This window comes from Providencia sp. PROV252, from assembly GCF_033676005.1.
Classification (GTDB): domain Bacteria; phylum Pseudomonadota; class Gammaproteobacteria; order Enterobacterales; family Enterobacteriaceae; genus Providencia; species Providencia vermicola.
This window is the reverse complement of record NZ_CP096294.1, coordinates 769,720-794,683: the sequence shown is the minus strand read 5'-3', so window position 1 is coordinate 794,683 and position 24,964 is coordinate 769,720. Positions and strand designations below refer to the sequence as shown.

Here is a 24,964-nt window from a genome sequence, read left to right as displayed (position 1 = left end):
TCATGCGCATTATTCATACCTCTGACTGGCATCTTGGCCAATACTTTTTTACCAAAAGCCGTGCGCCTGAGCACCAACACTTTTTAGATTGGTTAGTAAACCAAGTCGAAATTCATCACGTTGATGCCGTTATCGTAGCAGGGGACATTTTTGATACAGGGTCACCACCTAGTTATGCCCGCGAGTTATATAATAAATTTATTGTGGACTTGCAAAAAACGGGGTGCCAGTTGGTTATTTTGAGCGGTAACCACGATTCCGTTTCCGTTCTGAATGAATCGAGCGCATTATTAAGCTACCTCAATACCCAAGTGGTCACCTCTGGCAGTGAACCGAATGTTATTACTCTACACAATAAACAATCGCAACCCATTGGCCTCGTGTGTGCCATTCCTTTTTTACGCCCTCGGGATATTCAATTGAGTGTTGCAGGGCAAAGTATTGAAGAAAAACAGCTTTCGCTACAAACTGCTATTCATGACCATTACCTAGCCAGCTACCAATTTGCCCTCGAACAACGCGCAATGCTCGGCGTGGATATTCCAATTATTGCTACGGGGCATTTAACTGTCATTGGCGCGGAATTAACCGATTCCGTGCGTGATATTTATATTGGCACATTAGAAGCCTTCCCTTCAGGGGCGTTCCCCCCTGCGGATTATATTGCTCTTGGCCATATTCATCGCCCTCAAGTGATTGGTGGAAAACAACATATTCGCTATTGCGGATCCCCTATTGCCCTCAGTTTTGATGAAACCGCCCAACAAAAAAGTATCTGTTTAGTTGAATTCACAGGCAGCGAATTAACCGAAATCACCCCGTTAGCGATCCCTATTTTTCAGCCCTTACAGACGATTAAAGGCTCATTAAAAGAAATAGAACAACAACTTAGCGTATGGCAAGATTACCAAGGTGAAAATGCAGTTTGGTTGGATATTGAGGTGGCCTCTCAAGATTATCTCGCGGATATTCAACAACGCATCGAAGCTCTCACACAAAACCTTCCCGTTGAAGTCGTGTTACTGCGCCGTGCGAGAAAGCAAAAACAAGGGCAAAACCTTGCGTTGGCCAATGAAACCCTGAATGAACTTACAGTAGAAGAGGTTTTCTTACGCCGCCTTAGCGAAGAAACGCTAGAAGACCCTGAACGTGAACAGCGTCTAACCCAACTTTTCCAACAATCCTACGACGCATTACGCCAAGAGCAAGGGTAATTGATATGAAAATCTTAAGCTTACGCCTCAAAAATATTAATTCTCTCAAAGGTGAATGGAAAATCGACTTTACGCAAGAGCCGTTTGCCAGCCAGGGGCTATTTGCCATCACAGGCGCAACGGGTGCGGGGAAAACCACCTTATTGGATGCTATCTGCTTAGCGCTATATCATCGGACACCACGATTAGATTCAATTTCCGCAAGCCAAAACGAGCTGATGACCCGCCACACCGGGGACTGCCTTGCTGAAGTGGAATTTGAAGTCAAAGGTGCGGCCTATCGCGCATTTTGGAGCCAACGCCGCGCAGGTAATAAACCAGATGGCAACTTGCAACCACCGAAAGCGGAACTTGCCCAAGTGGCTGATGGCAAAATCATTACCGTTAAGGTATCTGAAATTCGCGACCAAATAACCAAAATTACAGGGTTAGATTTTGGCCGCTTTACAAAATCCATCTTGCTATCGCAAGGGGACTTTGCCGCTTTCTTAAACGCTTCCGAAAAAGAACGCGCTGACCTACTTGAAGAAATTACAGGCACAGAAATTTATAGCCAAATCTCCAAATATATTTTTAACCAACACAAGCAAGCAAAAACAGATTTAGATCTCTTAAAAGCCAGAGCGCAAAGTATTAATTTACTTACGGAATCAGAACACCAAGAGCTGCTAGAACAGCAAAATACGTTACTGAAACACGAAACTGAAATAAAGCAAAAGCGTGCACAGCATCAACAGGAACTTAATTGGTGGCAACAACACAACCAGCTCACTGTGAGATTACAATCACTTGATAATGAACTAAAAAATGCCCAACTTGAATACCAAACGGCGCAACCACAACTGAAGAAACTATCGAATGGCGAACCTGCGGAGTCGCTACGCCCTCTTTGGCAAAATATTGAAAGTCTACAGAGGCAACTCACTGAATACACAGAACAACAGCAGCAGTTACAACTCAATCTGGAAAAACAACAGGCCGAACGAACGCCGCTACAAGCCACACTCATTCAATCTCAGGATGAACACCGCAAACATATTGATTTTGTAAAACAACAAAACCAAATGATTGATGAAACAGTTCGCCCTCTCGATAACCAAATTTTGCAGTTAACGCAGCAACAACACGAATTAAAACAACAAATAGCTGAAAAAAAGGTAACTTTTGAACAAAAACAACAGTGGATAAATGAGACACAAGGCCAGATTCAACAAGCAACCCATCAACTTAACGAGTTGAACATATTTCTAAATGAAAAACAAAAAGATGCAGATATCAACGCGCAAATAGGCAGTTGGAAACAGCAAGGGCGTTTTATTTTTGAATTAGGAGATCAGCTCAATACCTTATTACAGAAACAAAAGAAACTCTCAAACGAAATTGAACAACTGCAAGTGGATAAACAAAAACGCACAGAAGAATTAACACAGACTACGTCCACCTTAGAAAAACACACACTCGCGTTTAAAAGACAAGAACAACAATACAAAGCCGACCAAGAAAAATACGATATTTATGCAGTTAATCAACAGATTGAGCAACTGCAAACGCGTTTACAGCATGCCAAATTATTACCGTTAATGTTGTCCCAATACCTGAGTGCGCAAAACCAATTACAGCAACACAATCAGCAACATGCTGATTTACAGCAACAGAGCAGCCAAACACAAAAAGAACGCGAACTGACTGAGTCTCAAATCAATGAGTTGGCACCTCGCATCAAACTAACCAATGAAAAGTACCAATTAGAACAGAAAATTGTCAGTTTAGAGCAAGAACGTCAACAACTCGTTTCAGGAAAACCGTGCCCACTATGTGGTTCCACGCAACATCCAGCGGTACAAACATACCAATCCATTCACCTGAGCGAAACACAACAGCAACTCATTCACTTAACTGAGCAGCTTGACCACCTTAAACAACAACAAACTAAGTTATCCACGCTATCCGAAACACAGCAGCTACGCCAAAAAGAGCAAGCACAACAATTGCAGCAAACCACTGCTCACCTAGATAGCTTGGTTCACAACTGGAAAAAAACATGTGAGCAAGCACTTACACCTGAATTAGCACTGAACGAGCAGGCGGTGAGTGCCTTTATCAATGAGCTAACCGCTAAACTAACACAACAACAAAAAATCACCCATGAATTCATGACATTAGAGCGTGAATATCAGCAAGCTAAGCAGTTGCAGCACGACCAGCAAACGTATTTAACTCAACAACAAGCAGGCCTTTCACTCATTGAAGAGCGATTAAAATATCAAACCCAATTATTTGATGAATCGCAGAGAGAACTAGCTCAATTACAGCAACGAAAAAATGAACAAACTGAGCAATTTCAAACAGCTTTAGTCCATTTTGATCTGAACTTACCAGAAAGTGAAAACTTTGATAAATGGGTGAGTGATATCACTCAACGTGGTGAGTTTTACAATACTCAAAAAATCACCGCGCAGGCTCTAAACCAAAAAATTGAGGTCACAAGCGCCACACTTAAATCTGAATCCGACCAATTAAAGCAACTCAATCAGCAAATTGAAAAAGAAGAAACTCAATTTAAACAAGCTAATATAGTCCTTCAGCAAAAAAACGCTGAGCGCAAAACACAACTTTCAGGACTACCTATACCTCTATTTATCCAACAGATGAATACTCAACAAGAGGCGCTTTCGTTAGCTCAAGAACAACTTAGTCAACAGCTAAATGAAGTTGATAAAAATATTGCCTCACTTAATGGTCGCTTGCAGGAGATTATCAAGACACTCAATAAAGCCAAATTCGAACATCAACAAGCGCAAGAGCAATTTAATGATGCACTGGCAAAAAGCCCATTTAGCACGCAACAAACCTTCCTTGAGGCATTGTTAAACCTTGAAGAAAAACAACAGTTAGAAGCGTTAAAGCAACGAGTCAGCCAAACGCTATTGCAAAGTGAGACCCGCCATCAAGAAGGCATGCAAGCACTCGAAGCCCTTAGTCAGCAACGTTCCACAGATTTTTCGTCACTTTCTGAGGCACAATTAAACGACATTATCACAACCCTCGATGAGGAAATTAAACAATATAATCAACAACAAGGGCGCATTATTAATCGCTTAGATACCGATAGACAACAACGCCACCAGCAACAAGATTTACTGCAAGAAATAGAAAAAAGCCAACTCAGTTACGATGATTGGAGTTATTTAAATGCACTCATTGGTTCCGCTGAAGGGGATAAATTCCGCCGCTATGCACAAGGCCTAACGCTTGATTGTTTGGTAACGTTAGCCAACCAACAACTCGATAAGCTCCATGGCCGCTATATATTGCAACGTAGCCACCAAGCTAACTTAGAGTTACAAGTTATCGATAGCTGGCAGGCTGATTCTGTCAGAGATATCAAAACGTTATCTGGGGGAGAAAGCTTTCTTGTTAGTTTAGCATTAGCACTGGCACTTTCAGACATGGTCAGCAACCGCACACAATTAGAGTCACTATTTCTAGATGAAGGATTTGGTACTTTGGATGCCGAAACGCTAGATATTGCCCTTGATGCTCTTGAAAGTCTGAATGCTTCAGGGAAAATGATTGGCGTTATTAGTCATGTAGAAGCGATGAAAGAGCGTATTCCAGTACAGATTAACGTGAAAAAAGCCAATGGCCTTGGTTTTAGCGAGCTACCATCTCAATATCGGTTAAATTAGTCAAGAAAATGGAGAGGAGCAAACCTATTCCTCTCCATAATATTTAATCGCTTAGATGGCGTCTAATGCTTGCTCTAATGCATGTTTTAGGTCATTTACATTCTCGATACCAATAGATAAACGCACTAAGTTATCACTAATCCCAATTTTCTCACGTACTGCTTGTGCAACACCTGAGTGCGTTGTTGAAGCAGGGTGGCTTGCCAATGATTCCGTTCCCCCCAAGCTCACTGCTAGTTTAAAAATCGCGAGATTATCTAAAAAACGGAACGCATCAGCTTCATCTTTTCCAACATTAATGGAGAACGTTGAACCTGCACCACTACATTGTTTCTGATAAACGTGGTGTTCAACACTGCCTTTCGGAAAAAATGCAGGGAAATGCACTTTGCTCACTTTCGGGTGCTGATATAAAAATTCAGCCAGCGTTTGTGCACTGTTATTTGCCCTCTCCATCCGCAATTGCAGCGTTTCCAAAGAACGTCCTAACATCCAGCTTGAATGCGGGTCTAATTGCGTTCCGATGGCATTACGTTGCGCTTTGACTTTTTTCACCAGTTCATGGCTACCTGCAACAGCCCCTGCAACAAGGTCCGAATGTCCACCCACATATTTAGTTAGTGAGTACACACTTAAATCCGCACCTAATGCGAGAGGTTTTTGAAATACAGGGCCCAATAACGTATTGTCACAAATCAATAGTGGGGCTTCTCCACCTTGTTTTTGACCAATTAGTTTCGCTGCTTGGCTCAATAACTCAATATCAACCACTGTATTTAGCGGGTTTGATGGCGTTTCAATATAAATGGCCGCAATCTTTTGGCCTTGCTCAATACTATTTGCCACGTCTAAAACAGCGTTTAAATCACAGCCATTTTGAAAAGGCACTGATGTAATACCAAACCGCTTTAACGTATTGAGAAACAAAGTTTCTGTTCCACCATAGAGTGGTTGTGAATGCAGTAATACATCTCCAGGTTGTAACACCGCCATCAAACAAGTGGTAATCGCTGACATACCGGATGAAAATAAAGCGGCACTTTGTGCCCCTTCATACAACGCTAACCGGTCCTCAACAATTTCACTGTTGGGGTGATTAAATCGTGAATAGACGAGCCCTTGCTTCTGGTGACTAGGCGCTTGTGTGCGCCCACTAACCAAATTAAAGAAATCTTTTCCTTCCTGAGCCGTTTTAAATACAAACGTTGACGTCAGAAAAACGGGAGGCTTAATCGACCCTTCTGAAAGCTGCGGGTCATACCCATAACTCATCATTAAGGTTTCAGGCGATAATGCCCTTCCATTTAAGTCTTTTTTGTAACTTTGATCTGACATACTTAGCTCCAACTGATTTTCTTTTATCAATGTCAATTTGTTCTATTCGTTATAGGATATTACTGTTATTTATTATTTGCGCATATTCCGCAGGGTAAAATCTGCGTGTTACAGCTAAATGTGAACGTAAACGGCCTTTAATCACATTTTTTCCTAAATTGGTAAATAAAGGGTTGAGAGGATCGCTATCAGGCCCTAAAGCTTGTTGTGCTAAATAACTTGGTAAGGTTAATAATGGCACTTCATCAGCAAACACACTTGGGGTAATAAAATAAGCGATGGAATAACGGGAATCACTGTTTTTCTTTCTCACAACTTGGTGCACGTTAGCTCGTAAATAACCGTTAGTTGCTAATTCAAACACTTCACCAATATTTACAACAAATGCATTTTCCAATGGCGCGACATCAATCCAGCCATTATCCGTTTCGACTTGTAGGCCGCCACTGTTGTCTTGCCACAATAAGGTTAAAATACCTGCATCTTTATGAGCACCAACACCTTGTTCTCCATCGTTATTATCTTCTCTCGCGGGATAGTGTATAAGCTTCAATAAATGCTGGGCAGGTTCAGCAATAATGTGCTCAAAGCTATTTTCAGGGAGATCTAAAGCAACCAAAAATGCTTTGATGAGCTTCACTGCAATGGCACGCATATCACTTTGCCATGCCAGCGCTTGCTGTTTCAGCTCGGGTAAGGCCTGAGGCCATTGGTTTGGTCCATGTAAGTTAAACCAAATTGGGTCATTTTCTGTCAGTTCGAGCGCGGGTAACTCTTCACCAATATCAATTTGTTCACGGTAATCAGGCTGATTTCGAGTGCTTTCTTCTGTTGACGCAGTGTAGCCGCGAAAATGGCGAGAATGCGCCATAGAAATCGTTTCTTTTTCTGCCTTTGGTAAGGCAAAAAATTGTTTTGTCGTGGTTAAGAGCTGCTCACGAGATTCTGGTGTAATGTTATGACCAACTAAATAAAAGAAACCGATTTCACGAGCGATAAAACGTAGCTTTTTATAAAAGTCATCTCTGGTTTCAGGATTATCAAGTTCATGTAAATCAATAATAGGCAATTGTGTTAAAGACATAATTAATCAACCTTTTAAATTATTTTTTAGATGGTGAAGAATTTTCACGTTTATTTTTAATATCTGATTAGATACCACAATAAATATTGCTAAAAATAATTTAAAACTATATCGATATAACAATTTCGAATGAGTCCATGTGTATTTTCTGTATATAACCAAAAGCTTAGAGTCTGAATAAAATATTATTTATAAAAAACTATTTTTGTTTGATTAGATATCACCAACAAAAATTATTAGAGATAATCGAATGAAAAAAATATCTGCATTATTATTAGCTTTGTCATTTTCTACGCTAACCGCTTGTTCACAAGAGGAAAGTTCAACCGATAAGCCAAATCAGCAAGAACAAACATCGCAAAAAATTATTATTGGCAGCCATGGAAGTGATGCTGATATATGGAAATTTATTGCGCAATCTCCAAGTGCGAAAGAAGCAAATTTAGATATTGATGTCAAAATCATTGATGATGGGATCACACTTAATGTGGCAACAATTGATGGGGACGTTGATGTCAATGCATTTCAATCATGGGGTTTTTTAAAAGACTTCAATAAAAACCATAATAATAAATTGGCCGCGATTTCCACCACTTATTTTGAACCAATGGGCATTTATTCGGTAAAACATAAAAACCTTGCAGATTTGCCTAAACAAGCCATTGTGGCTATCCCTAATGATGCAGCTAATCATATACGCGCACTAAAATTACTTGAAAAGGCTCAATTAATCACATTAAAACCTGATTTTAATCAAGCGACTGGATCGACTAATGATATTATTTCAAACCCAAAAGATTTGGTATTTAGACAAATAAAATATGCACATGGCCCAAGAGCTTTGCCTGATGTCGATATTGCCATTATCGGTAATACTGCAGCACAAGAAGGTGGACTTAATGTGTTAAAAGATTCTTTATTTAGAGAACAAAATGATGACACTATAAAGAACAATATTAATTTATTAGTCGTAAAATCGGATAATAAAGATGACCCTAAATTTGCTAAATTAGCACAGTTGTACCACACTGAAGCTGTCAGAAAATATATCATTGATAACTTTGGTGGAACCAAAATTGAAATTACCAAAGATGTCAGTGAACTCAATTAAGTAAAACTAGTTATCATTTTTGTCTAGCGGGATTACGCCCCCGCTAGACCCTTTATCTTGATACATCTTTCCCCCTTTAATATCCTCAATTTTTTTCTACCCATTTGATGCCCAATGTCCTATTTTAACTTATCAAAAACTAAATACTGCAAAAAAATAAATTTAATATATTGAATTTATTACTTATTTATAAAAATAAATCTTAGCCTAAAATTTTGAACCTTACGGTTAAATTTTTTTTCTATGATTTTAACTTTCCCCCGTTATAGTAGTTACTATTGAAACGAACTGCGGCTTCTAAGATAGATTCTATAAAATGCCGTGCGCTAATGAAGATCTAGGAGACTAAAATGTCTAACGCATTTATCGAAATGATTAAAAATCGTCGTACTATTTATAACCTCGGCGATGCTTTACCTGTATCTGAAGAACACGTAACAAAATTAATTAAAGAAGCTGTAAAGCATTCACCATCGTCGTTTAATTCACAAACTTCGCGTGTGGTCATTCTGTTTGGCGCTGAACATAAGAAATTATGGAATATGACCAAAGAAGCTCTGCGTAAAATTGTGCCAGATCAAGCTTTTGCCGCTACCGAACAAAAAATTGATAGTTTTGCAGCGGGAGCAGGTTCTATCCTGTTTTTTGAAGACCAAGACATTGTAAAAGGTTTGCAAGAGCAATTCCCTTTATATGCAGATAACTTCCCAATTTGGTCAGAGCAAGCAAGTGGTATTGCACAATTCGCTGTGTGGACTGCGTTGTCTCAAGAAAATATCGGCGCATCATTACAACACTACAATCCATTAGTGGATAATGATGTACAAAAAACGTGGAACACACCTGCTAATTGGGTCTTACGTGCTCAAATGGTATTTGGTTCGATTAATGCGCCAGCAGGTGATAAAGCCTTTATGGATGACGATGTACGTTTCAAAGTTTTCAAATAAAATGAAACAGTAAGATTTTAAAATAAATGCCCTTATAAAACTATTTATAAGGGCATTTTATTTTCACCATTTCTTAAATCCCCCACAAAATAAATCATCACTAACGATTACCTTAATAAAGAAAATAGAACACCAAATTACTTTTATATTTAAAGTTTATTTAATGGAACAATAAATTCAAAAAACATATTTACCAATAAAATTTAACTTAAATAAAAAGATAATTTCACACTACCCTTCTTTGCTATTAATTCAAAAAAAACAATGATTAACGATCAATCGAATGATATAAGAATCAAATAAATTTTGATGTTTATCAATGAACTAAATCGCTCCAATACTAAAATCCAAATATATTTAGAAAATTTAGTTTGCATTACTAATAATTGAACTACACTAAAAGTGAAGGCAAAAAAACACTGTTCTCAGTGTTATTTAGGGGGTGGACTATGAAACGTTTATCTTTACTCACATCTGTAGTTGCTATAATCATTTCAAGTTGTTCTTTCACCTATGCTAGTAATAACTCATCAGGAGGGACAATCACATTCACTGGTTCTGTGTATGAACCACAATGTGCTATAAATGCGAATGACCAAGAACGTGTCAATGTTGTGTGCTACCGAAAAGGAAAAGACATTTCAATGACAGGCTCTTTAAAAAATGGCAAAAAAATAGAATCTGAGTATGTTAAAGTCGAATACGATAAGTTCAGTAAACTACCTATGTTGAATGTGTTTTATGAATAATTTATTAGGTGTCAAAAATCAATAACCGCTCGACGTGTTTCGATAGTTGTCAGTAAAATGCGCCGAGCGTTATTTATTTACCATCAAAATATCTTCCTACCCCATTTTTCTTATTTTATTAATATAAAAAAGCCCACCCAATAGGGCAGGCTCACTATAACGTTAATTAAAACGCTTACTTAGCCGTTAAATCCACTTGGTAGATAGCGAAACCAATGTCATCAGTACCCACTTTTTTCATTGGATACTGTGCATTTTCTTTAATAAAGTTAGCCGCTTTTTCACTTGGTGCAGTTTCAAAGCGAACATCCAGTTTTTTGTCTGTCTTAATTGGTGTAAATGACCAGTTGTTTGCCGCTTTCGTTGAAATTTCACCTTTTTCTTTAGACACTTTAGCAATATACGCGGCTAAAATTGAACGGTTTTCATCTGGAGAAGCAAATGCAATATTACTATCACCTGTACCTGCGAATTTACCACCGTAGCCACGATAGTTGTTGGTTGCCACTAAGAAAGTTGCTTTTGGATCAATCGGTTTACCTTGGTAAGTGACGTTTTTGATTCGGTTAGCATCTTTATTCACGGTTTGGCAATCAACATCATATTTCGCAGGCTGGGTCAGGTCGATTTGATAATCCACGCCACTTATTGTGTCGAAGTTATACGTTCTGAAACCGTTCCAGTTCAGCAAGCTTTGTGGCGCCGTTGATTGTGGGTCGATTTGGTTATACATACCCGCAGAACATTCTAGCCATTCAACCACATCCGCCCCCGTTGCTTTAACCACAACTAACGTGTTTGGATACAGGTAAAGATCCGCTGCATTACGGAACGTTAAATCACCTTTTTCGACTTCAATAAATTCAGTTGGTGAATTCTTACGACCACCCGCTTTAAACGGTGCGGCTGCTGCTAACACGGGTAAATCGGCCAGATCAGGGTCACCCTGAATGAAATTTTTGGTGTAATCGATTTGCGCATCATTGACAATTTGTACCGTTGGGTCACTTTGCACCAACGCTAAGAAGCTGTACATGTTTTCAGACGCTTTACCAATATGTTTACCGACAAACTTACGGGTATCTTCGTGCTCTTTTTCGATAATTTTCGCAAGGTCGCCATCACGTTCAACAAGGGCTTTTTTATTTGGTTTGTCATAAACAGGGCGAGCATGTGCTGTTGCATCAACCACTTTCCATGCACCATCGTCATTGCTAACCACTAAATCGACAACCCCTAAATGATCCCCCCATTGACCTGGCATAACAGCTGGAACACCATTGACAGTTCCTTTTGCAATGTCGACACCTTTGATATCGCTAAAGTCTTTGCTTGGGAACACACCATGTGAGTGACCAAACATAATGGCGTCAATTCCTGGGACTTCACTGAGGTAATACACGGAGTTTTCAGCCATTGCCTTGTAAGGCTCTTGAGAGAAACCTGAGTGAGGAATAGCAACAACTAAATCAGCGCCTTCTTTTTTCATTTGAGGCACAAATTTTTTCGCCGTTTCAGTAATGTCATTAACTAAAACTTTGCCTTCTAAGTTTGGTTTATCCCAAATAAGAATTTGAGGTGGAACAAAACCGATGTAACCCACTTTAATGGTATGCGTTTTCCCGTCTCTATCTTTAACTGGCGTATCAACAATAATGTATGGGTTGAAGTAGTTTTTACCTGTTTTTGCATCAATAATATTGGCATTGATATATGGGAATTTTGCCCCCTCAATGGCTTTATGCAAGAAATCTAATCCAAAGTTGAACTCATGGTTACCAAAGTTACCGACGGTGTAACCCATTGTATTCAGTAGTTTGTGCGCAGGGTGAGATTCGCCATCTTTTAGGCCTTCACCAACGATATAGTCAGCCAGTGGGCTACCTTGGATTAAGTCTCCGTTATCCACGAGTACAGCGTTTGTAGCTTCTTGTTTTGCCGCTTTAATTAAAGTCGCAGTACGAACATAACCAAATTGTTCTGTTGGTTTATCTTTATAATAGTCGAAGTCTACAAGGTTACTGTGAACGTCTGATGTTTCCATAACACGTAAATCAACCGTTGCCGCGTTCGCATTAAATGCGACTAACATAGCAAGTGTTGAGAGCTTCAATACTTTATTCATTTGATCCCCTTAGTTGCCTTATTGAGAGAAAATTGCCTCTCGAATCCGTATACACACCTTATGCCATTGAGCAAATAACCAACAAAATGACATTAAAATTTTACACAATGTGCATAACGTCAATTTTTAATGATAATACACTGCAAACAGTAACCATTTTTTGTGACTAAATCACGGTTTTCATCTTTTTATCGAGCCTGATTTTTATATCTGTCACAAAAATGAATTATTCATGACAAATTCACGCCAAATAACTGAAATTATTTTTTTAGTGTTTTGTGAATAATTTTCGTAGGAAAAAAAGAATTGTGATTGATATCACTTAGTATTGAGAAACTTATTTAACTTAAATTTTATGTTTTATAAATATACGTATTATTTAATTTTTAATTAATATAAATTTAATTTAAGCAATAAAAGATGATTATTTAAACATGAAAACTAACACTCTATTTCTTGTTAATTTTCATCACATCCACGCTTTTTTCTAAATAATTCGAGTTGTGGCAAGGCGGCAAAATGAAGACATCCCTAGGAGCATACACAAGTATGTGACTAGGGTGGCTAAATGAAGCCAACGTAGTCATAGCTTGAAGTATGATGAAAAAATGAGTAGCTGAGTGCAGCTAACACAGCCACAACGTAAAACTCTATTTCTTGTTAATTTTCATCACATCCACACTTTTTTCTAAATAATTCGAGTTGTGGCAAGGCGGCAAAATGAAGACATCCCTAGGAGCATACACAAGTATGTGACTAGGGTGGCTGAATGAAGCCAACGTAGTCACAGCTTGAAGTATGATGAAAAAATGAGTAGCCGAGTACAACTGACACCGCCACAACGTAAATTAGGACAAATAGAGAACCCTATTATTTTCTAACTAATTTTCGGTGTGGCTAGGCGGCAAAGGAGGCTAGCTCAGGGAGCATACACAAGTATGTGACCTGAGTAGCCGAGTGCAGCTAACACCGCCACAACGTAAATTAGGACGAAAATAGCCAAGCCGCGCCGCGTACCCCGCTCGAATCGCCATGCACCGCTTTACGAATGGGTGTATCACACTCACGCCCAAATACCCATGAGCGAATGCGTGTGGGTAGCTCTTCATAGAGGCTATCTACGTTACTCATTCCTCCCCCTAACACGATGACATCAGGGTCAAGCATATTGATCGCCTGCCCTAATGCTTTTGCTAGTCGATTCAAATAATTATCCATCGCAATTTTAGCAAATTTATCCCCTTCTTGGGCTAACTTAACAATGTCTAAACCTATTTTTGCCTCACCCGATAATTTAGCATAATCGGCCATAAAGCCTGTCCCAGAGACAAACAACTCTGTGCAGCCTGTTAAGCCACAATAGCAGTTTTCATTTGATAAGAACTGCCTGTCGCTATCATCTTGCCAGGGTAATGGATTGTGTCCCCATTCCCCTGCTACGCCATTGCCGCCTGAGTGTACTTGCCCATCAAGTGCAATACCTGCGCCACACCCCGTCCCAATGATCACGGCAAAGACCACTTTTGCCCCCGCACCTGCGCCATCAACCGCTTCGGATACCGCTAAACAATTCGCATCATTCGCGACTTTAACTTCACGCCCTAATAATTTTCCTAAATCGGCATCAAAAAACTGGCCATTCAGCCATGTTGAATTGGCATTTTTCACTTTTCCAGTCACAGGAGATAAGGTGCCTGGAATTCCAACTCCCACACTTCCTGTTTGCCCAGTTGCCGTTTCCGCATCATTTACCAAACCGACAATAGCGCTGAGTGTTGCAGGATAGTCGCCTTTTGGTGTTGAAACACGCTTACGAAATAAGGTTTCACCATCATCATCTAATGCAATCACTTCAATTTTCGTGCCACCTAGGTCAATTCCTATTCTCATTGCGCAGCTCTCTTTGATTTTCTTGTTTATCTTCACCATCATGACCTGTCTAGGATGCTTTTTTCAAGTATAAGAGATAAAAACTGAGGGATTGCTTAACTTCCTTAATAGGACCTTAGGCCAAATATATTTTTTTCGCTTAATAACCGACAATTCGTTATCATAGGCCCCTGCTCTAACTGGCTATTTATCAACAAAGGTAGGTTTTTCATGTGGTTCAAGAATATATTGGTCTATCGCCTGAATCGAGATTTGGCACTCTCTGCAGACGATCTGGAAAAACAACTTGCCGCACTTGCCTATCACCCTTGCGGCAGCCAAGACATGATGCAAACAGGTTGGGTCGCGCCGATGAATGGTGCAGATGCCTTAACCCACGCTGCAGGTAACCAAATTCTGATTTGTGCTAAAAAAGAAGAAAAAATGCTGCCATCTCCTGTCATTAAACAAGAAGTACAGGACAAAATAGAGAAACTCGAAGCAGACCAAGGCCGAAAACTCAAAAAAACTGAAAAAGATGCCTTAAAAGACGAAGTCGTTCACACCTTACTACCTCGCGCATTCAGTAAATTTAGCAAAACCTATATTTGGATTGATACCGTCAATCAACTCATTATTGTCGATGCAGCAAGTGCGAAACGCGCTGAAGATAACTTAGCCTTATTACGTAAAAGTTTAGGCTCTCTTCCTGTTGTTCCTCTTACATTTAAAGACCCAATTGAACTCACACTCACCGAATGGATCCGTTCAGGCTCACTCCCTCAAGGCTTTGCTGTGATGGATGAAGCTGAGCTAAAAGCTATCTTAGAAGAAGGCGGAATTATTCGCTGTAAGAAGCAAGATCTGATCTCTGATGAAATTGCGACACATATCGAGGCAGGTAAACTCGTCACGAAGCTCGCTTTAGATTGGGAAGAGCGCATTCAATTTATGTTATCTGATGATGGTTCGCTAAAAAGACTTAAATTCAGTGATACATTGAAAGACCAAAATGACGACATCGGCAAAGAAGATTACGCACAAAAATTTGATGCGGATTATGTTCTAATGACAAGCGAACTGAGCGCCTTAATCGCTCGCTTGATTGATGTTCTGGGCGGTGAAGCAGAACACTAACCCTTCTTAAATTTTCTTTCTTATCTCACGATGGCAACGCACTAAAAAGTAAGTTGCCATTTCTTTTTAGACTCCGCTTGCATAGCCACAATTAAGTCATTGACTGGTTGTGAAATCTCTGGTTGATTAAATTACAACCCTGTAACAAATTTACTTTAGTTTCAAATTTGTTAAATAAAAATAATAAATATCAGCCTCCATTATTGGAATTATGGTCAATATTCTATCGAAGGAATAGTCATGAAAGAGCTTATCGAACCTGAAGTGGATGAAAATTCATTAGTTACCTTACAAAAAATCACTGCGGACAATTTCTCAGAAATTTGCCTACTTAGCCACACACTGAGTGAAGCACAACGTAATATGGTTGCTGATAATGCTTACTCAATGGTTGAGGCACAGTTTTCAGACTGTGCCTGGTACAGAGGGATTTATGCGGATGATACCCCCGTTGGATTTATCATGCTGCACTCTGGTTTAGATGATGACGAGCTCGAATATGATGGCATCATGCTCTGGCGCTTCATGATAGCGGAGCCTTACCAAAAATTAGGCTTTGGTCGCGAAGCATTAATCCAAGTAATACGTTATCTAAAAAAGAAAGGTTATCCACGCCTTTATAATAGCTGTGGTGAAGGGGAAGAAAGCCCATTTGAGTTTTATAAAAAACTGGGGTTTATTCCAACTGGCGGATACATCGATGATGAATGTGAGCTGGTGTTAGATATTGCTAGCTGGCAGGACGAATAACCACCACTAATTCAAAATATGAATGCATTGCATCATGATAATCACTGCATTGCTCTAAATAGTCATGAGGTGGCAAGACGGCGAGTGAGGATACGCGGAGCATACACAAGTATGTGACTAACGAAGCCAACAAAGCCACCACTTGAAATATGGGGAGCAATCATAGGGATGTGACTAGAGCCTATGAGTGCAGTCAATAACGCGACGGCAAGAATTCACCTCGTCAATCAACGAATGATATGGCCTATCATACCGCCAAGATACCCTAAATAATTTGTGTTGCAGCTAGGCGACCACCGAACAGGCTCTAGGAGCATACTAAAGTATGTGACTAGAGCCTATGAGTGCAGTCAACAACGCGGCGGCAAGAATTCATCTCGTCAATCAACGATTGATATGGCCTATCATACCGCCAAGATACCCTAAATAATTTGTGTTGCAGCTAGGCGACCACCGAACAAGCTCTAGGAGCATACTAAAGTATGTGACTAGAGCCTGTGAGTGCAGTCAACAACGCGGCGGCAAGAATTCATCTCGTCAATCAACGAATGATATGACCTATCATACCGCCAAGATACCCTAAATAATTTGTGTTGCAGCTAGGCGACCACCGAACAAGCTCTAGGAGCATACTAAAGTATGTGACTAGAGCCTGTGAGTGCAGTCAATAACGCGGCGGCAAGAATTCACCTCGTCAATCAACGAATGATATGGCCTATCATACCGCCAAGATACCCTAAATAATTTGTGTTGCAGCTAGGCGACAATCGAATAGGCTCTAGGAGCATACTAAAGTATGTGACTAGAGCCTGTGAGCGCAGTCAACAACGCTGCGGCGCAAAGTATGACGGGTATCTCGGGTATCCGTTATTTTTGGATAAGATAACGTATCGTCGGCCCATCTTGCTGGATATCCAAAACCGTATAGCCGTAGTTTTTTGCATCTAACGGAATATTATTAATGGATTGTGGGCAATCGCTTACCACTTCTAATATTTCGCCACTTTTTAGTGATGGCATCGCTTCTAATGTTGCGACTGCAGGGTATGGGCAAGGTTCCCCGACCATATCTAAACGATAATCAGGGATAATTTCTTTCTTACTCATATTGCCTCCGCTGATGTTTGCTGTGATTTTTGTGTACGCTTACGGAAAAAGTGCTTCTCCCAGACTAACATCAGCACAAAAGCCACTGCCAATAATGCATACGTCACCAACAGACCACCTTGTGGCCCAAAGGTCTCTAATAAATTCACTTTGTCAAAATCGGTCGCTAACCAAGGGCCTAAATCATCCCAATAATAAGCGAGGATAGTGGCACCAATAATATTACCAAAACCAACCCACCAATAGTGAACCTGGCCTTCCACTGCTCGGTACATCCAACCTGTTTCACAGCCACCCGCTAGGACAATACCAAAACCAAATAGTAAGCCGCCAATCACTGCATTTGGGCCTGCCCATAAAATTTTAGGTGTAGCCCCCAATTGAACATAGCTAAAGATACCAATCGCACTGACAGCCATCCCAATAATAATGGCTTTAGCCATATGGGTTCGACCGGTGATCCATAAATCACGAAAAGCAGAAGTAAAACAAATTTGAGCTCGTTCAATTAATAAGCCGAAGCCAATTCCACAAAGGATAGCAAAACCCATCACTGGAGAGTCAAGCAAGGTATAAAAACCCCACGCCAATGCTAAGGTAAAAATAATCATCCCTAACTTAAAGCGTCGTTTCGCCACATCATGATTTTGCGTTAATGGTGATGCCGCACTGACTTTTTTCAGTTTGACTGGGATCCTAAACATCGGCATCAATGTAAACTTAGCGCCAAAATATGACCCTGCCGCAGTCGCAACAGCGAAATACCATGCGTGTAGAGAAAACTGAGGGATCCCAGTAAAGAATGCTGCCAAATTACATCCCATCGCTAAACGCGCACCAAATCCAGCAATAATACCACCAAGAATAGCTTGGAAAATGCGAATACGATGCTGTGGCATTCGTAATTTAATATTATTGGCCCAAAGCGCTGCGGCAAAACACCCCGCAAACATACCAATAATCATGACGCCATCGATACGATCAAGTGGTGATCCTTCAAAGCCAATGACTTTGAAATAACCCCACGTTTCTGGATGAGCGCCAAAGAGTTGCATAATGTGTCCACCCCAGCGAGTGAACTCACCCGTAACGGCCCAAAATGTACCCGTTAAGCCAAAGTAGTAGGTTGATAAAATACCTGCGGCAATCACTGCGGGCAAAGGTTTCCAAAAACCGATGAGATAGTGAGATTTGAAATCAGACCAAGTCATTGTTACATCCAATTTATTCACGCCAGATCCTGGCAGAGAAATTCGCCGTTGTATAATTATCTTTATAATCTGTTATATCGATGCCCCACAGCGAAGTGAAAATATCATACGCGGATATTTCTTTTCGTGAAGTTCTTTTATCAAAAAATAGGGAAAAGATTGATTTTCTGCATTATTAAGGGACATTTGGTGCTAGATTGGCGGTTATTCCATTCTGATTATGTTATTGGTGCGAAAAAATACACATTTATTATACGATAAAATATTGAGTAAAAAAAAAGCGTTACCTTAAAGGTAACGCTGGAAATGTAGTCTTATTTTATCTATAGAGGAGTATAATATGAAATTGCCATTTCTGGCTTCGCTTGCTATGCGTAGTCTGTAGTCAGCCCATTTGACTCCAGTAATAACATTCATGTTGACTCAAAAATATAATGTTCTACCTGAGTTACCCAATTAAGTAGTTATATCTACTTTTAATATAAAGCCTAAAATCTTGCTAATCTAAATTATTTTTAAAATTAGCATGGCTTGATTATTTCCCTAGCTCGAGTAAATTTCAAAAATAAATAACTTGGTATAATAAAATATTTAAAAGTGTTTCCAAATGTTATTGATTGTATTATAGCCTAACACTTAGGTTGCGCAAGTGTTTTTTTGTTTAACTTAAGAAGTCATCTAAATTTAATCAAATACCTAAATATCAAATAGTTAAAGAAACCAAGCAACATAAAACGCCTATTGTTAAGATATTACAATCTATTTACATATATACATATTTACTATTCATTCACTATTTACTTTATATTTAAATTAAATATATTTATATTATTTTAAATATAAAGTGCTGATGTAAATATATTCAAAATAAATACTCGATTCTAATTTCATAAAAAATATTTACATAATCATTATCTTTCTTCGAAGTAAAAATAATCCTTTTTTTATTTACATCCATATACCTATTCTATCAAAACTAAATTTCCCCATAAAAAACAATCATTTTATCTAAATTTTAATTTTTTAATTTACCCATGTGATTTATGTGGTTTAATTATTATATTGATAAAATAGTCATTATTAATAAAACCATTCAAATATAATGGTTTATTTTTTGTTATGTTTTGTTGGTTTAATCACATTGAAAGTAGTCAAATACACCCTATTTCAGACTACACTAAGCTACATTTTCAATGAAAAACCGCATTAAAAAAAGAAGCTCAGCTTATAATTGAGTCAAAAATGTCACGTTGAAATACGGTTTCATTCAATTACCTTATCTGAAGCCAGATAAAAAATATCGAATATTCATCAGTTATTTTAATATACTTCTTGTTTTATCACTTTATCTTAGCGCTAAATACCCCATAAGAGAGTATTTTACATGCGACTAAGGCTCTGTCCTCTCAATCAAACACAAATAAAACGCGTGAATATAGGATAAAAATCTTTTAATCATGATTTAATCATACAAATAAATATGACATTACACAGAATAATTAGCATTCGATAGAAAAATCAGGCAGCTATACACTCGCTTTGATGCACTTTTGTTTGATTCATAAAAAACGCGCTTTATCCTTAAAGATAAAACGCGTGATAACCGCTGATATCGTTGATATCGTTGATATTGACTATTTAGACGAAGTAGCTTCCATTCCAACTAAGCCAATTTTTAGATAACCCGACTGGCGTAATGCATTCATCACATCCATCATCGTTTCATAATCAACACTTTTATCTGCTTGGAAGAAGATCGTTGTTTCTTTATTTGAACTTGTTGCTTGGTCAAGTGTTGCAGAAAGCTGTTCTTTTGATACAGCTTGATCGCCAATAAATAACTGGCTATCCGCTTTAACTGTTAAGAACACAGGTTTTTCTGGCCGTGGCTGCGGCTTCGCGGTTGAAGCAGGTAAGTCAACTTTAATATCTACAGTTGCCAAGGGAGCCGCGACCATGAAGATAATTAATAAAACCAACATCACATCGATAAACGGTGTTACGTTAATTTCATGCATTTCACCGCTATCATCTTGTTCGTCACCTAAACGCATTGCCATAATAATTACCTTGCTTTGCTATTTGCCAGATCAAGATCACGCCCTAATAATAATGCAGACTGTGCAGCCACATCCCCTACCTGACCACGGTAGTTATTAATCATTCTGGCGAAAATGTTATAAATTACCACTGCTGGGATCGCAGCGATAAGACCAATTGCCGTTGCAAGAAGTGCCTCTGCGATACCAGGCGCAACCACTGCTAAGTTAGTGGTTTGTGAATGAGCGATCCCGATAAAGCTATTCATGATGCCCCATACCGTTCCAAACAAACCAACAAAAGGAGAGATAGCACCAATAGTCGCTAAGTAACCATTACCACGGCCCATATATCGGCTGATTGCAGCAACGGCCCTTTCAAGGCGGAATGACGTCCGCTCTTTCGTACCAGACAGGTCGGTACTATTTGCCGATAACGCTCTTTCTGTTACTGCTTCATTAAGCAGCATTCGTGTAATACTATTTCCTTTGAAACCTTCAGCAATTTTCACGGCTTCATCAAGGGATTTCACTTCTGCGATCGCTTTCGCTTCGTCTTTTAAACGACGACGAGCAACTAAAATTTCGAGGCCTTTAGAGAAGAAGAGTGCCCATGTAATGACTGATGCAATAACCAAACCTATCATCACCGTCTTCACGACATTATCCGCATTTTGGTACATACCCCAAACAGATAAATCCTGATCAAAACCCCCTGTTGGCGCCTCTGTCGCAATTTCGATATTTTCATTCACAACAGCAGTATTGACTGCAGGCTCAGAAGATACGGGAGCAACTTCACCATTTGGTGCTGTAATTGGCGCCGCAGGATTTGCAGCAGGTGTCGATGATGTATTTTGAGACGCAGCTGGTGTTGTTGCTGGTGTGGTTTCAGCGACCGCCGTCCCCATCAAGCCGAACGCCAATAGAATAGAAGCTGTTAGTTTACGCATCAGTTGGCCTTTACTCTCTTTTTAGTGTTGTATAAAAAAATTCATATCGATGATTGTGCCATTCATCGACTAACCTTTAAAAGCGAAATTTAACTCGCGCTGTTCGTCTCTTTTCAAAAAGACGGTGCTGATGATATCAAAGACAGCGCGAATTGATAGTAATTATCATTAGTATTCACAAATTTTTTTATATTTTTTGTTCTCAAACAATGAAGTCCACGCCTATTACACGGGTATTACTTGTTTATTCTTATTAATGCAATAAAGGTATTCAATGGACAAATATACTCCCTCCTTCTTCTATACCAATACGATTTATTGAACTTTGTAATACTGAAGAAAACTCAAGTTACATTTCCCCACGAATGCATTAACGTCATAGTATCCACGCCTCTGGATAGGCTAAATTTGAAACCATAAAGGAAAGATCATGGCAAACACCAAACCAGAAACCCAATTAGTGCACATTGGTCGGAACCCTAAATTCACACAAAAAGGTGTAAATCCTGTCATTCAACGAGCATCTTCGATTATCTTTGACACGCTTGAAGAAAAACGTCATGCAACTCGGCATCGTGCGGATGGTGTGCTTTTTTATGGCCGCCGAGGCACACAAACCCATTTTGCTTTCCAAGAAGCCATGGCTGAATTAGAAGGTGGAGCAGGTTCTGTACTTTACCCATCAGGTGCTGCTGCCATCACCAATGCAATCTTATCCTTTATTTCTGCAGGAGAGCACATTTTAGTCACAGGCTCCGCTTATGACCCAACACAGAATTTTTGCGACCATATTTTAACCAAATTACAGGTTAAAACGACCTACTTTGACCCGCTCATTGGCGAAAAGATTACAGATTTGATTCAACCGAATACGCGCATTGTCTTTTTAGAATCTCCAGGTTCAATTACCATGGAAGTCCACGATTTACCTGCTCTCGTTCAAGCTATACGTAACAAAGCACCTGAAATCATCATTATGATTGACAATACATGGGCAGCGGGTGTCCTGCTCAAACCTTTATTGTTCGATGTGGATATTTCAATACAATCCGCAACAAAATATATTAATGGGCATTCTGATGGCATGTTAGGAGTCGCAGTAGCAAATAAGCGCTGCATCGAAACTTTACGTGAAAATTCATATCTGCTTGGGCAAACCGCAGACCCCGATACCGTTTATATGGCTAATCGTGGTTTGCATACCCTCCCTACGCGCCTAAAACAGCACCAAGAAAACAGTATACAAGTAGCAAACTGGCTGCAAGAACGCCCCGAAGTCGAACAGGTTTTTCATCCAGCCCTGCCAACTTCGCCTGGTCATGAATTCTTTATTCGGGATTTTTCAGGGTGTAATGGCTTATTTTCTTTTCAACTTAAGTCACGCCTATCCACTGAACAGTTCGCTGCTTTTATCGAAAATTTAGCTCATTTTAAAATGGGGTATTCATGGGGTGGATTTGAATCGCTAATTTTAGGTTACCAAAAAGAAGATTTACTCAGCATGAGACAATATGATTTTCAATTGAACGAAGGGACTTTTTTCCGTGTTCACGTGGGGCTTGAACACCCACAAGATTTAATTGATGACCTACAATTGGCTTTTGAACGCATTTAAAATAAAAAATGAAAATTGCAGAAAACACTAAAATGTTTTCTGCAATTCATCGACTAATGAATGAATACCCCCAAACAAATCAAACCCAATCTTATTTTTTCCTGTAATATAAATAAGGAAATTCGCTTTTAGACAAATACAGGAATGATTATGGAAGTCCTACGCGAAATCGTACTAGCGCTTTGGGATCACGATTTCCTAAAACTCTCCAACCCCGAAGTACTTTGGGTTATTTATACCGTACTTTTTGTTGTTATTGTTTTGGAAAATGGGGTTCTTCCCGCCGCTTTTCTGCCTGGAGATACCTTGTTAATCCTTTCTGGCGCATTAATCGCCAAAGGAGTTTTGCACTTTATCCCAACCATTTTATTGCTCGCCACAGCTGCGAGTTTGGGTTGTTGGTTAGGGTTTATGCAAGGTAGATGGCTCAGTGAAACGAAAACGGTCAAGCGTTGGCTAGCCCAAATTCCTGATGAGTATCATGCAAAAGCAAATAATATGTTTAATAAACAAGGTTTATACGCCTTACTTATTGGTCGTTTTTTAGCTTTTGTTCGTACATTATTACCTTTACTTGCAGGGCTCTCTGAATTAAGCCATCGCCGTTTTCAGTTTTTCAATTGGCTAAGCGGACTTTTGTGGGTAGGTATTATCGTTTCTTTAGGCTATGCCCTTAACCAAATCCCGTTTGTAAAAGAGCACGAGCAAGTGGTTATTAGCGCATTAATGATCATCCCTGTTATCTTATTAATTAGTGGATTAATTGGCTCTATTGTGATGTATTGGAAACACCGCAAGGCATTAAGTAGCAATAAATAACACAAATATCTATGGCCGCAATATTGCGGCCACTTGCATTATTTCCCCATCAAAATATTCACCGCTGAAAATAAATATTGCCCGATTTCTGGCGTCATCCAAGTACCTCGAGAAACTTTAGGTTCTTCACGGTAAACTGTGCGGATCTTTTCCTGAATGATTGGGTCACCTCCAGTGAATTGAATAAACATGTCTAACCATGTACGAGCCAGCACTTGTACTTCAGGTGAGTCTGGAGATTTATGTGCTTTCAATGCATTATGCAGCCCAGCAATCAGCTCAGGCCAAACTTGCCCCGCAGTAAAATAATGTTGCCGAACAAGCGCAAACTGCTCTTCTGTTAAATGGGGCTTAAACAGCGCTAATTGATATTCACTAAACCCTTGTGCAACAAATTGGATCATTGACTCAGAAATACCTGATGAATAAGCTAACGCGTTGTCTGTTAAGTGAATTTTATTCAACCTTGCAAAAAAATCTGGGTTTCCACCCGTATCTCTTTCCAGAGCGACCATCCATTCATACCCCAGTTGCTGTGCTTCAATTGATTGAGGTGTCATACCTTGTTGCATTAATGCATTCACCGCCGCCACTCGTTGCTGCCACTCTTGGTTTTTCAGCGTATGTGCGGTGTATAGCGGTAATTGTTCTAACTCTTGCGGTGTAAAATATTTATCAAACATCGTCATCATCTCCAATACAGAGAACCAATCGACCTGAGTTGAGGTATCGCCCATTTGCATCTGTTTTTGAAGTTGCTCCAACCGAAAACGCAATGTTGCCATTTGCTGCATTTGTTCAGTTAATAAAGCAATTCGTTCCTGCAGAAGGTTTGTCATATCTCCACTCTGACCATCCAATATTTCACCGATGTTTTTGAGTTTGACTCCAACTTGGCGCAGTAATTGAATTTGCGTTAATCGCTCAATACATTGCATGTTATAGAGTCTGTAACCTGCATCGGTTCTTGCAGTTGGAAGCAATAAGCCAATTTCTTCATAATGATGAAGTGTTCGGATGGTTAACCCCGTTTTTTCCGCGATTTCACCCACTTGAAATAGCATACGTTCCTCCTGTAAGTGAGACTGAGGTTACGGCCTCACGTTACGTGAGAGTCAATGACCATTTTGCCTTTTTTTATTTTTTTTGCACCTTTCCCCCTCAAGTAAGCAATATATAAAAAAAGCCCCAGTCGGCAGGCTACCGC

18 protein-coding genes are annotated in these 24,964 nt (G+C 39.5%); 9 read left to right on the top strand and 9 right to left on the bottom strand.

Features of this window, described 5'->3' with window-relative positions:
- The first annotated feature begins 2 nt into the window (after positions 1-2).
- On the top strand, positions 3-1,214 hold the full coding sequence (sbcD, locus tag M1F05_RS03385; protein ID WP_206084556.1) for an exonuclease subunit SbcD: 1,212 nt from the start codon (positions 3-5) through the stop codon (positions 1,212-1,214).
- Positions 1,215-1,219: 5 nt separating this feature from the next.
- Positions 1,220-4,903 carry an AAA family ATPase gene (locus tag M1F05_RS03380; protein ID WP_206084555.1) on the top strand — a complete coding sequence of 1,228 codons (3,684 nt, stop codon included), beginning with the start codon at positions 1,220-1,222 and terminating at the stop codon, positions 4,901-4,903.
- A 51-nt stretch (positions 4,904-4,954) separates the two neighbouring features.
- Here the strand turns inward: M1F05_RS03380 and M1F05_RS03375 are convergent, their stop codons facing one another.
- The gene (locus tag M1F05_RS03375) at positions 4,955-6,238 is read right to left on the bottom strand and encodes a cystathionine gamma-synthase family protein (protein ID WP_206084554.1); all 1,284 of its coding nucleotides are present in this window, start codon (positions 6,236-6,238) and stop codon (positions 4,955-4,957) included.
- A 49-nt stretch (positions 6,239-6,287) separates the two neighbouring features.
- Positions 6,288-7,322 carry an isopenicillin N synthase family dioxygenase gene (locus M1F05_RS03370; RefSeq protein WP_206084553.1) on the bottom strand — a complete coding sequence of 345 codons (1,035 nt, stop codon included), beginning with the start codon at positions 7,320-7,322 and terminating at the stop codon, positions 6,288-6,290.
- Positions 7,323-7,572: 250 nt separating this feature from the next.
- On the opposite strand from M1F05_RS03370, the gene M1F05_RS03365 reads away from it, so the two are divergent.
- The 3 genes from M1F05_RS03365 to M1F05_RS03355 all read left to right on the top strand — a co-directional run bounded on the left by M1F05_RS03365 (position 7,573) and on the right by M1F05_RS03355 (position 10,132).
- Positions 7,573-8,433, top strand: coding sequence for a MetQ/NlpA family ABC transporter substrate-binding protein (locus tag M1F05_RS03365; protein ID WP_206084552.1), 861 nt, complete (start codon positions 7,573-7,575; stop codon positions 8,431-8,433).
- A 350-nt stretch (positions 8,434-8,783) separates the two neighbouring features.
- Positions 8,784-9,383: a nitroreductase family protein gene (locus M1F05_RS03360; protein ID WP_206084551.1), complete on the top strand. Its 600-nt coding sequence runs from the start codon at positions 8,784-8,786 to the stop codon at positions 9,381-9,383.
- A gap of 449 nt (positions 9,384-9,832) precedes the next feature.
- Positions 9,833-10,132, top strand: coding sequence for a type 1 fimbrial protein (locus tag M1F05_RS03355; RefSeq protein ID WP_206084550.1), 300 nt, complete (start codon positions 9,833-9,835; stop codon positions 10,130-10,132).
- A 175-nt stretch (positions 10,133-10,307) separates the two neighbouring features.
- On the opposite strand, the gene M1F05_RS03350 is transcribed toward M1F05_RS03355, so the two are convergent.
- Both M1F05_RS03350 and mak read right to left on the bottom strand, forming a co-directional pair.
- Positions 10,308-12,257 carry a bifunctional 2',3'-cyclic-nucleotide 2'-phosphodiesterase/3'-nucleotidase gene (locus M1F05_RS03350; RefSeq protein ID WP_206084549.1) on the bottom strand — a complete coding sequence of 650 codons (1,950 nt, stop codon included), beginning with the start codon at positions 12,255-12,257 and terminating at the stop codon, positions 10,308-10,310.
- Between the two features lie 984 nt (positions 12,258-13,241).
- Positions 13,242-14,147, bottom strand: a complete 906-nt coding sequence (gene mak, locus M1F05_RS03345; protein WP_206084548.1) for a fructokinase — start codon at positions 14,145-14,147, stop codon at positions 13,242-13,244.
- Between the two features lie 210 nt (positions 14,148-14,357).
- On the opposite strand from mak, the gene rdgC reads away from it, so the two are divergent.
- Together rdgC and M1F05_RS03335 are read left to right on the top strand one after the other, a co-directional pair.
- Entirely contained in the window at positions 14,358-15,263 is a 906-nt protein-coding gene (rdgC, locus tag M1F05_RS03340; protein ID WP_206084547.1) for a recombination-associated protein RdgC, read from the top strand.
- A gap of 240 nt (positions 15,264-15,503) precedes the next feature.
- On the top strand, positions 15,504-16,013 hold the full coding sequence (locus tag M1F05_RS03335) for a GNAT family N-acetyltransferase (protein WP_206084546.1): 510 nt from the start codon (positions 15,504-15,506) through the stop codon (positions 16,011-16,013).
- Between the two features lie 867 nt (positions 16,014-16,880).
- Here M1F05_RS03335 and yedF read toward each other — a convergent pair.
- From yedF to exbB, 4 genes are all read right to left on the bottom strand, one after another.
- Entirely contained in the window at positions 16,881-17,120 is a 240-nt protein-coding gene (gene yedF / locus M1F05_RS03330) for a sulfurtransferase-like selenium metabolism protein YedF (protein WP_206084545.1), read from the bottom strand.
- Entirely contained in the window at positions 17,117-18,331 is a 1,215-nt protein-coding gene (gene yedE, locus M1F05_RS03325; RefSeq protein WP_206084790.1) for a selenium metabolism membrane protein YedE/FdhT, read from the bottom strand. The genes yedF and yedE overlap by 4 nt, the downstream gene beginning before the upstream one ends.
- A 1,634-nt stretch (positions 18,332-19,965) precedes the next feature.
- Positions 19,966-20,391: a TonB system transport protein ExbD gene (gene exbD, locus M1F05_RS03320; protein WP_206084544.1), complete on the bottom strand. Its 426-nt coding sequence runs from the start codon at positions 20,389-20,391 to the stop codon at positions 19,966-19,968.
- Positions 20,392-20,396: 5 nt separating this feature from the next.
- The gene (gene exbB / locus M1F05_RS03315; RefSeq protein ID WP_206084543.1) at positions 20,397-21,323 is read right to left on the bottom strand and encodes a tonB-system energizer ExbB; all 927 of its coding nucleotides are present in this window, start codon (positions 21,321-21,323) and stop codon (positions 20,397-20,399) included.
- 430 nt (positions 21,324-21,753) lie between these two features.
- Between exbB and metC the strand changes: the two genes are divergently transcribed.
- Positions 21,754-22,938 carry a cystathionine beta-lyase gene (gene metC / locus M1F05_RS03310; RefSeq protein ID WP_206084542.1) on the top strand — a complete coding sequence of 395 codons (1,185 nt, stop codon included), beginning with the start codon at positions 21,754-21,756 and terminating at the stop codon, positions 22,936-22,938.
- A gap of 150 nt (positions 22,939-23,088) precedes the next feature.
- Complete coding sequence (locus M1F05_RS03305) at positions 23,089-23,757, top strand: DedA family protein (RefSeq protein ID WP_206084541.1); 669 nt, start codon at positions 23,089-23,091, stop codon at positions 23,755-23,757.
- A 38-nt stretch (positions 23,758-23,795) separates the two neighbouring features.
- Here M1F05_RS03305 and M1F05_RS03300 read toward each other — a convergent pair whose 3' ends face one another.
- Positions 23,796-24,821: a MerR family transcriptional regulator gene (locus tag M1F05_RS03300; RefSeq protein ID WP_206084540.1), complete on the bottom strand. Its 1,026-nt coding sequence runs from the start codon at positions 24,819-24,821 to the stop codon at positions 23,796-23,798.
- Positions 24,822-24,964 lie beyond the last annotated feature (143 nt).

What these genes read in the sequence shown, in the direction of transcription:
- sbcD (WP_206084556.1), top strand. Translation starts at nt 3, where the DNA reads ATGCGCATTATTCATACCTCTGACTGGCATCTTGGCCAATACTTTTTT.
- M1F05_RS03380 (WP_206084555.1), top strand. Translation starts at nt 1,220, where the DNA reads ATGAAAATCTTAAGCTTACGCCTCAAAAATATTAATTCTCTCAAAGGT.
- M1F05_RS03375 (WP_206084554.1), bottom strand. Translation starts at nt 6,238, where the DNA reads ATGTCAGATCAAAGTTACAAAAAAGACTTAAATGGAAGGGCATTATCG.
- M1F05_RS03370 (WP_206084553.1), bottom strand. Translation starts at nt 7,322, where the DNA reads ATGTCTTTAACACAATTGCCTATTATTGATTTACATGAACTTGATAAT.
- M1F05_RS03365 (WP_206084552.1), top strand. Translation starts at nt 7,573, where the DNA reads ATGAAAAAAATATCTGCATTATTATTAGCTTTGTCATTTTCTACGCTA.
- M1F05_RS03360 (WP_206084551.1), top strand. Translation starts at nt 8,784, where the DNA reads ATGTCTAACGCATTTATCGAAATGATTAAAAATCGTCGTACTATTTAT.
- M1F05_RS03355 (WP_206084550.1), top strand. Translation starts at nt 9,833, where the DNA reads ATGAAACGTTTATCTTTACTCACATCTGTAGTTGCTATAATCATTTCA.
- M1F05_RS03350 (WP_206084549.1), bottom strand. Translation starts at nt 12,257, where the DNA reads ATGAATAAAGTATTGAAGCTCTCAACACTTGCTATGTTAGTCGCATTT.
- mak (WP_206084548.1), bottom strand. Translation starts at nt 14,147, where the DNA reads ATGAGAATAGGAATTGACCTAGGTGGCACGAAAATTGAAGTGATTGCA.
- rdgC (WP_206084547.1), top strand. Translation starts at nt 14,358, where the DNA reads ATGTGGTTCAAGAATATATTGGTCTATCGCCTGAATCGAGATTTGGCA.
- M1F05_RS03335 (WP_206084546.1), top strand. Translation starts at nt 15,504, where the DNA reads ATGAAAGAGCTTATCGAACCTGAAGTGGATGAAAATTCATTAGTTACC.
- yedF (WP_206084545.1), bottom strand. Translation starts at nt 17,120, where the DNA reads ATGAGTAAGAAAGAAATTATCCCTGATTATCGTTTAGATATGGTCGGG.
- yedE (WP_206084790.1), bottom strand. Translation starts at nt 18,331, where the DNA reads ATGACTTGGTCTGATTTCAAATCTCACTATCTCATCGGTTTTTGGAAA.
- exbD (WP_206084544.1), bottom strand. Translation starts at nt 20,391, where the DNA reads ATGGCAATGCGTTTAGGTGACGAACAAGATGATAGCGGTGAAATGCAT.
- exbB (WP_206084543.1), bottom strand. Translation starts at nt 21,323, where the DNA reads ATGCGTAAACTAACAGCTTCTATTCTATTGGCGTTCGGCTTGATGGGG.
- metC (WP_206084542.1), top strand. Translation starts at nt 21,754, where the DNA reads ATGGCAAACACCAAACCAGAAACCCAATTAGTGCACATTGGTCGGAAC.
- M1F05_RS03305 (WP_206084541.1), top strand. Translation starts at nt 23,089, where the DNA reads ATGGAAGTCCTACGCGAAATCGTACTAGCGCTTTGGGATCACGATTTC.
- M1F05_RS03300 (WP_206084540.1), bottom strand. Translation starts at nt 24,821, where the DNA reads ATGCTATTTCAAGTGGGTGAAATCGCGGAAAAAACGGGGTTAACCATC.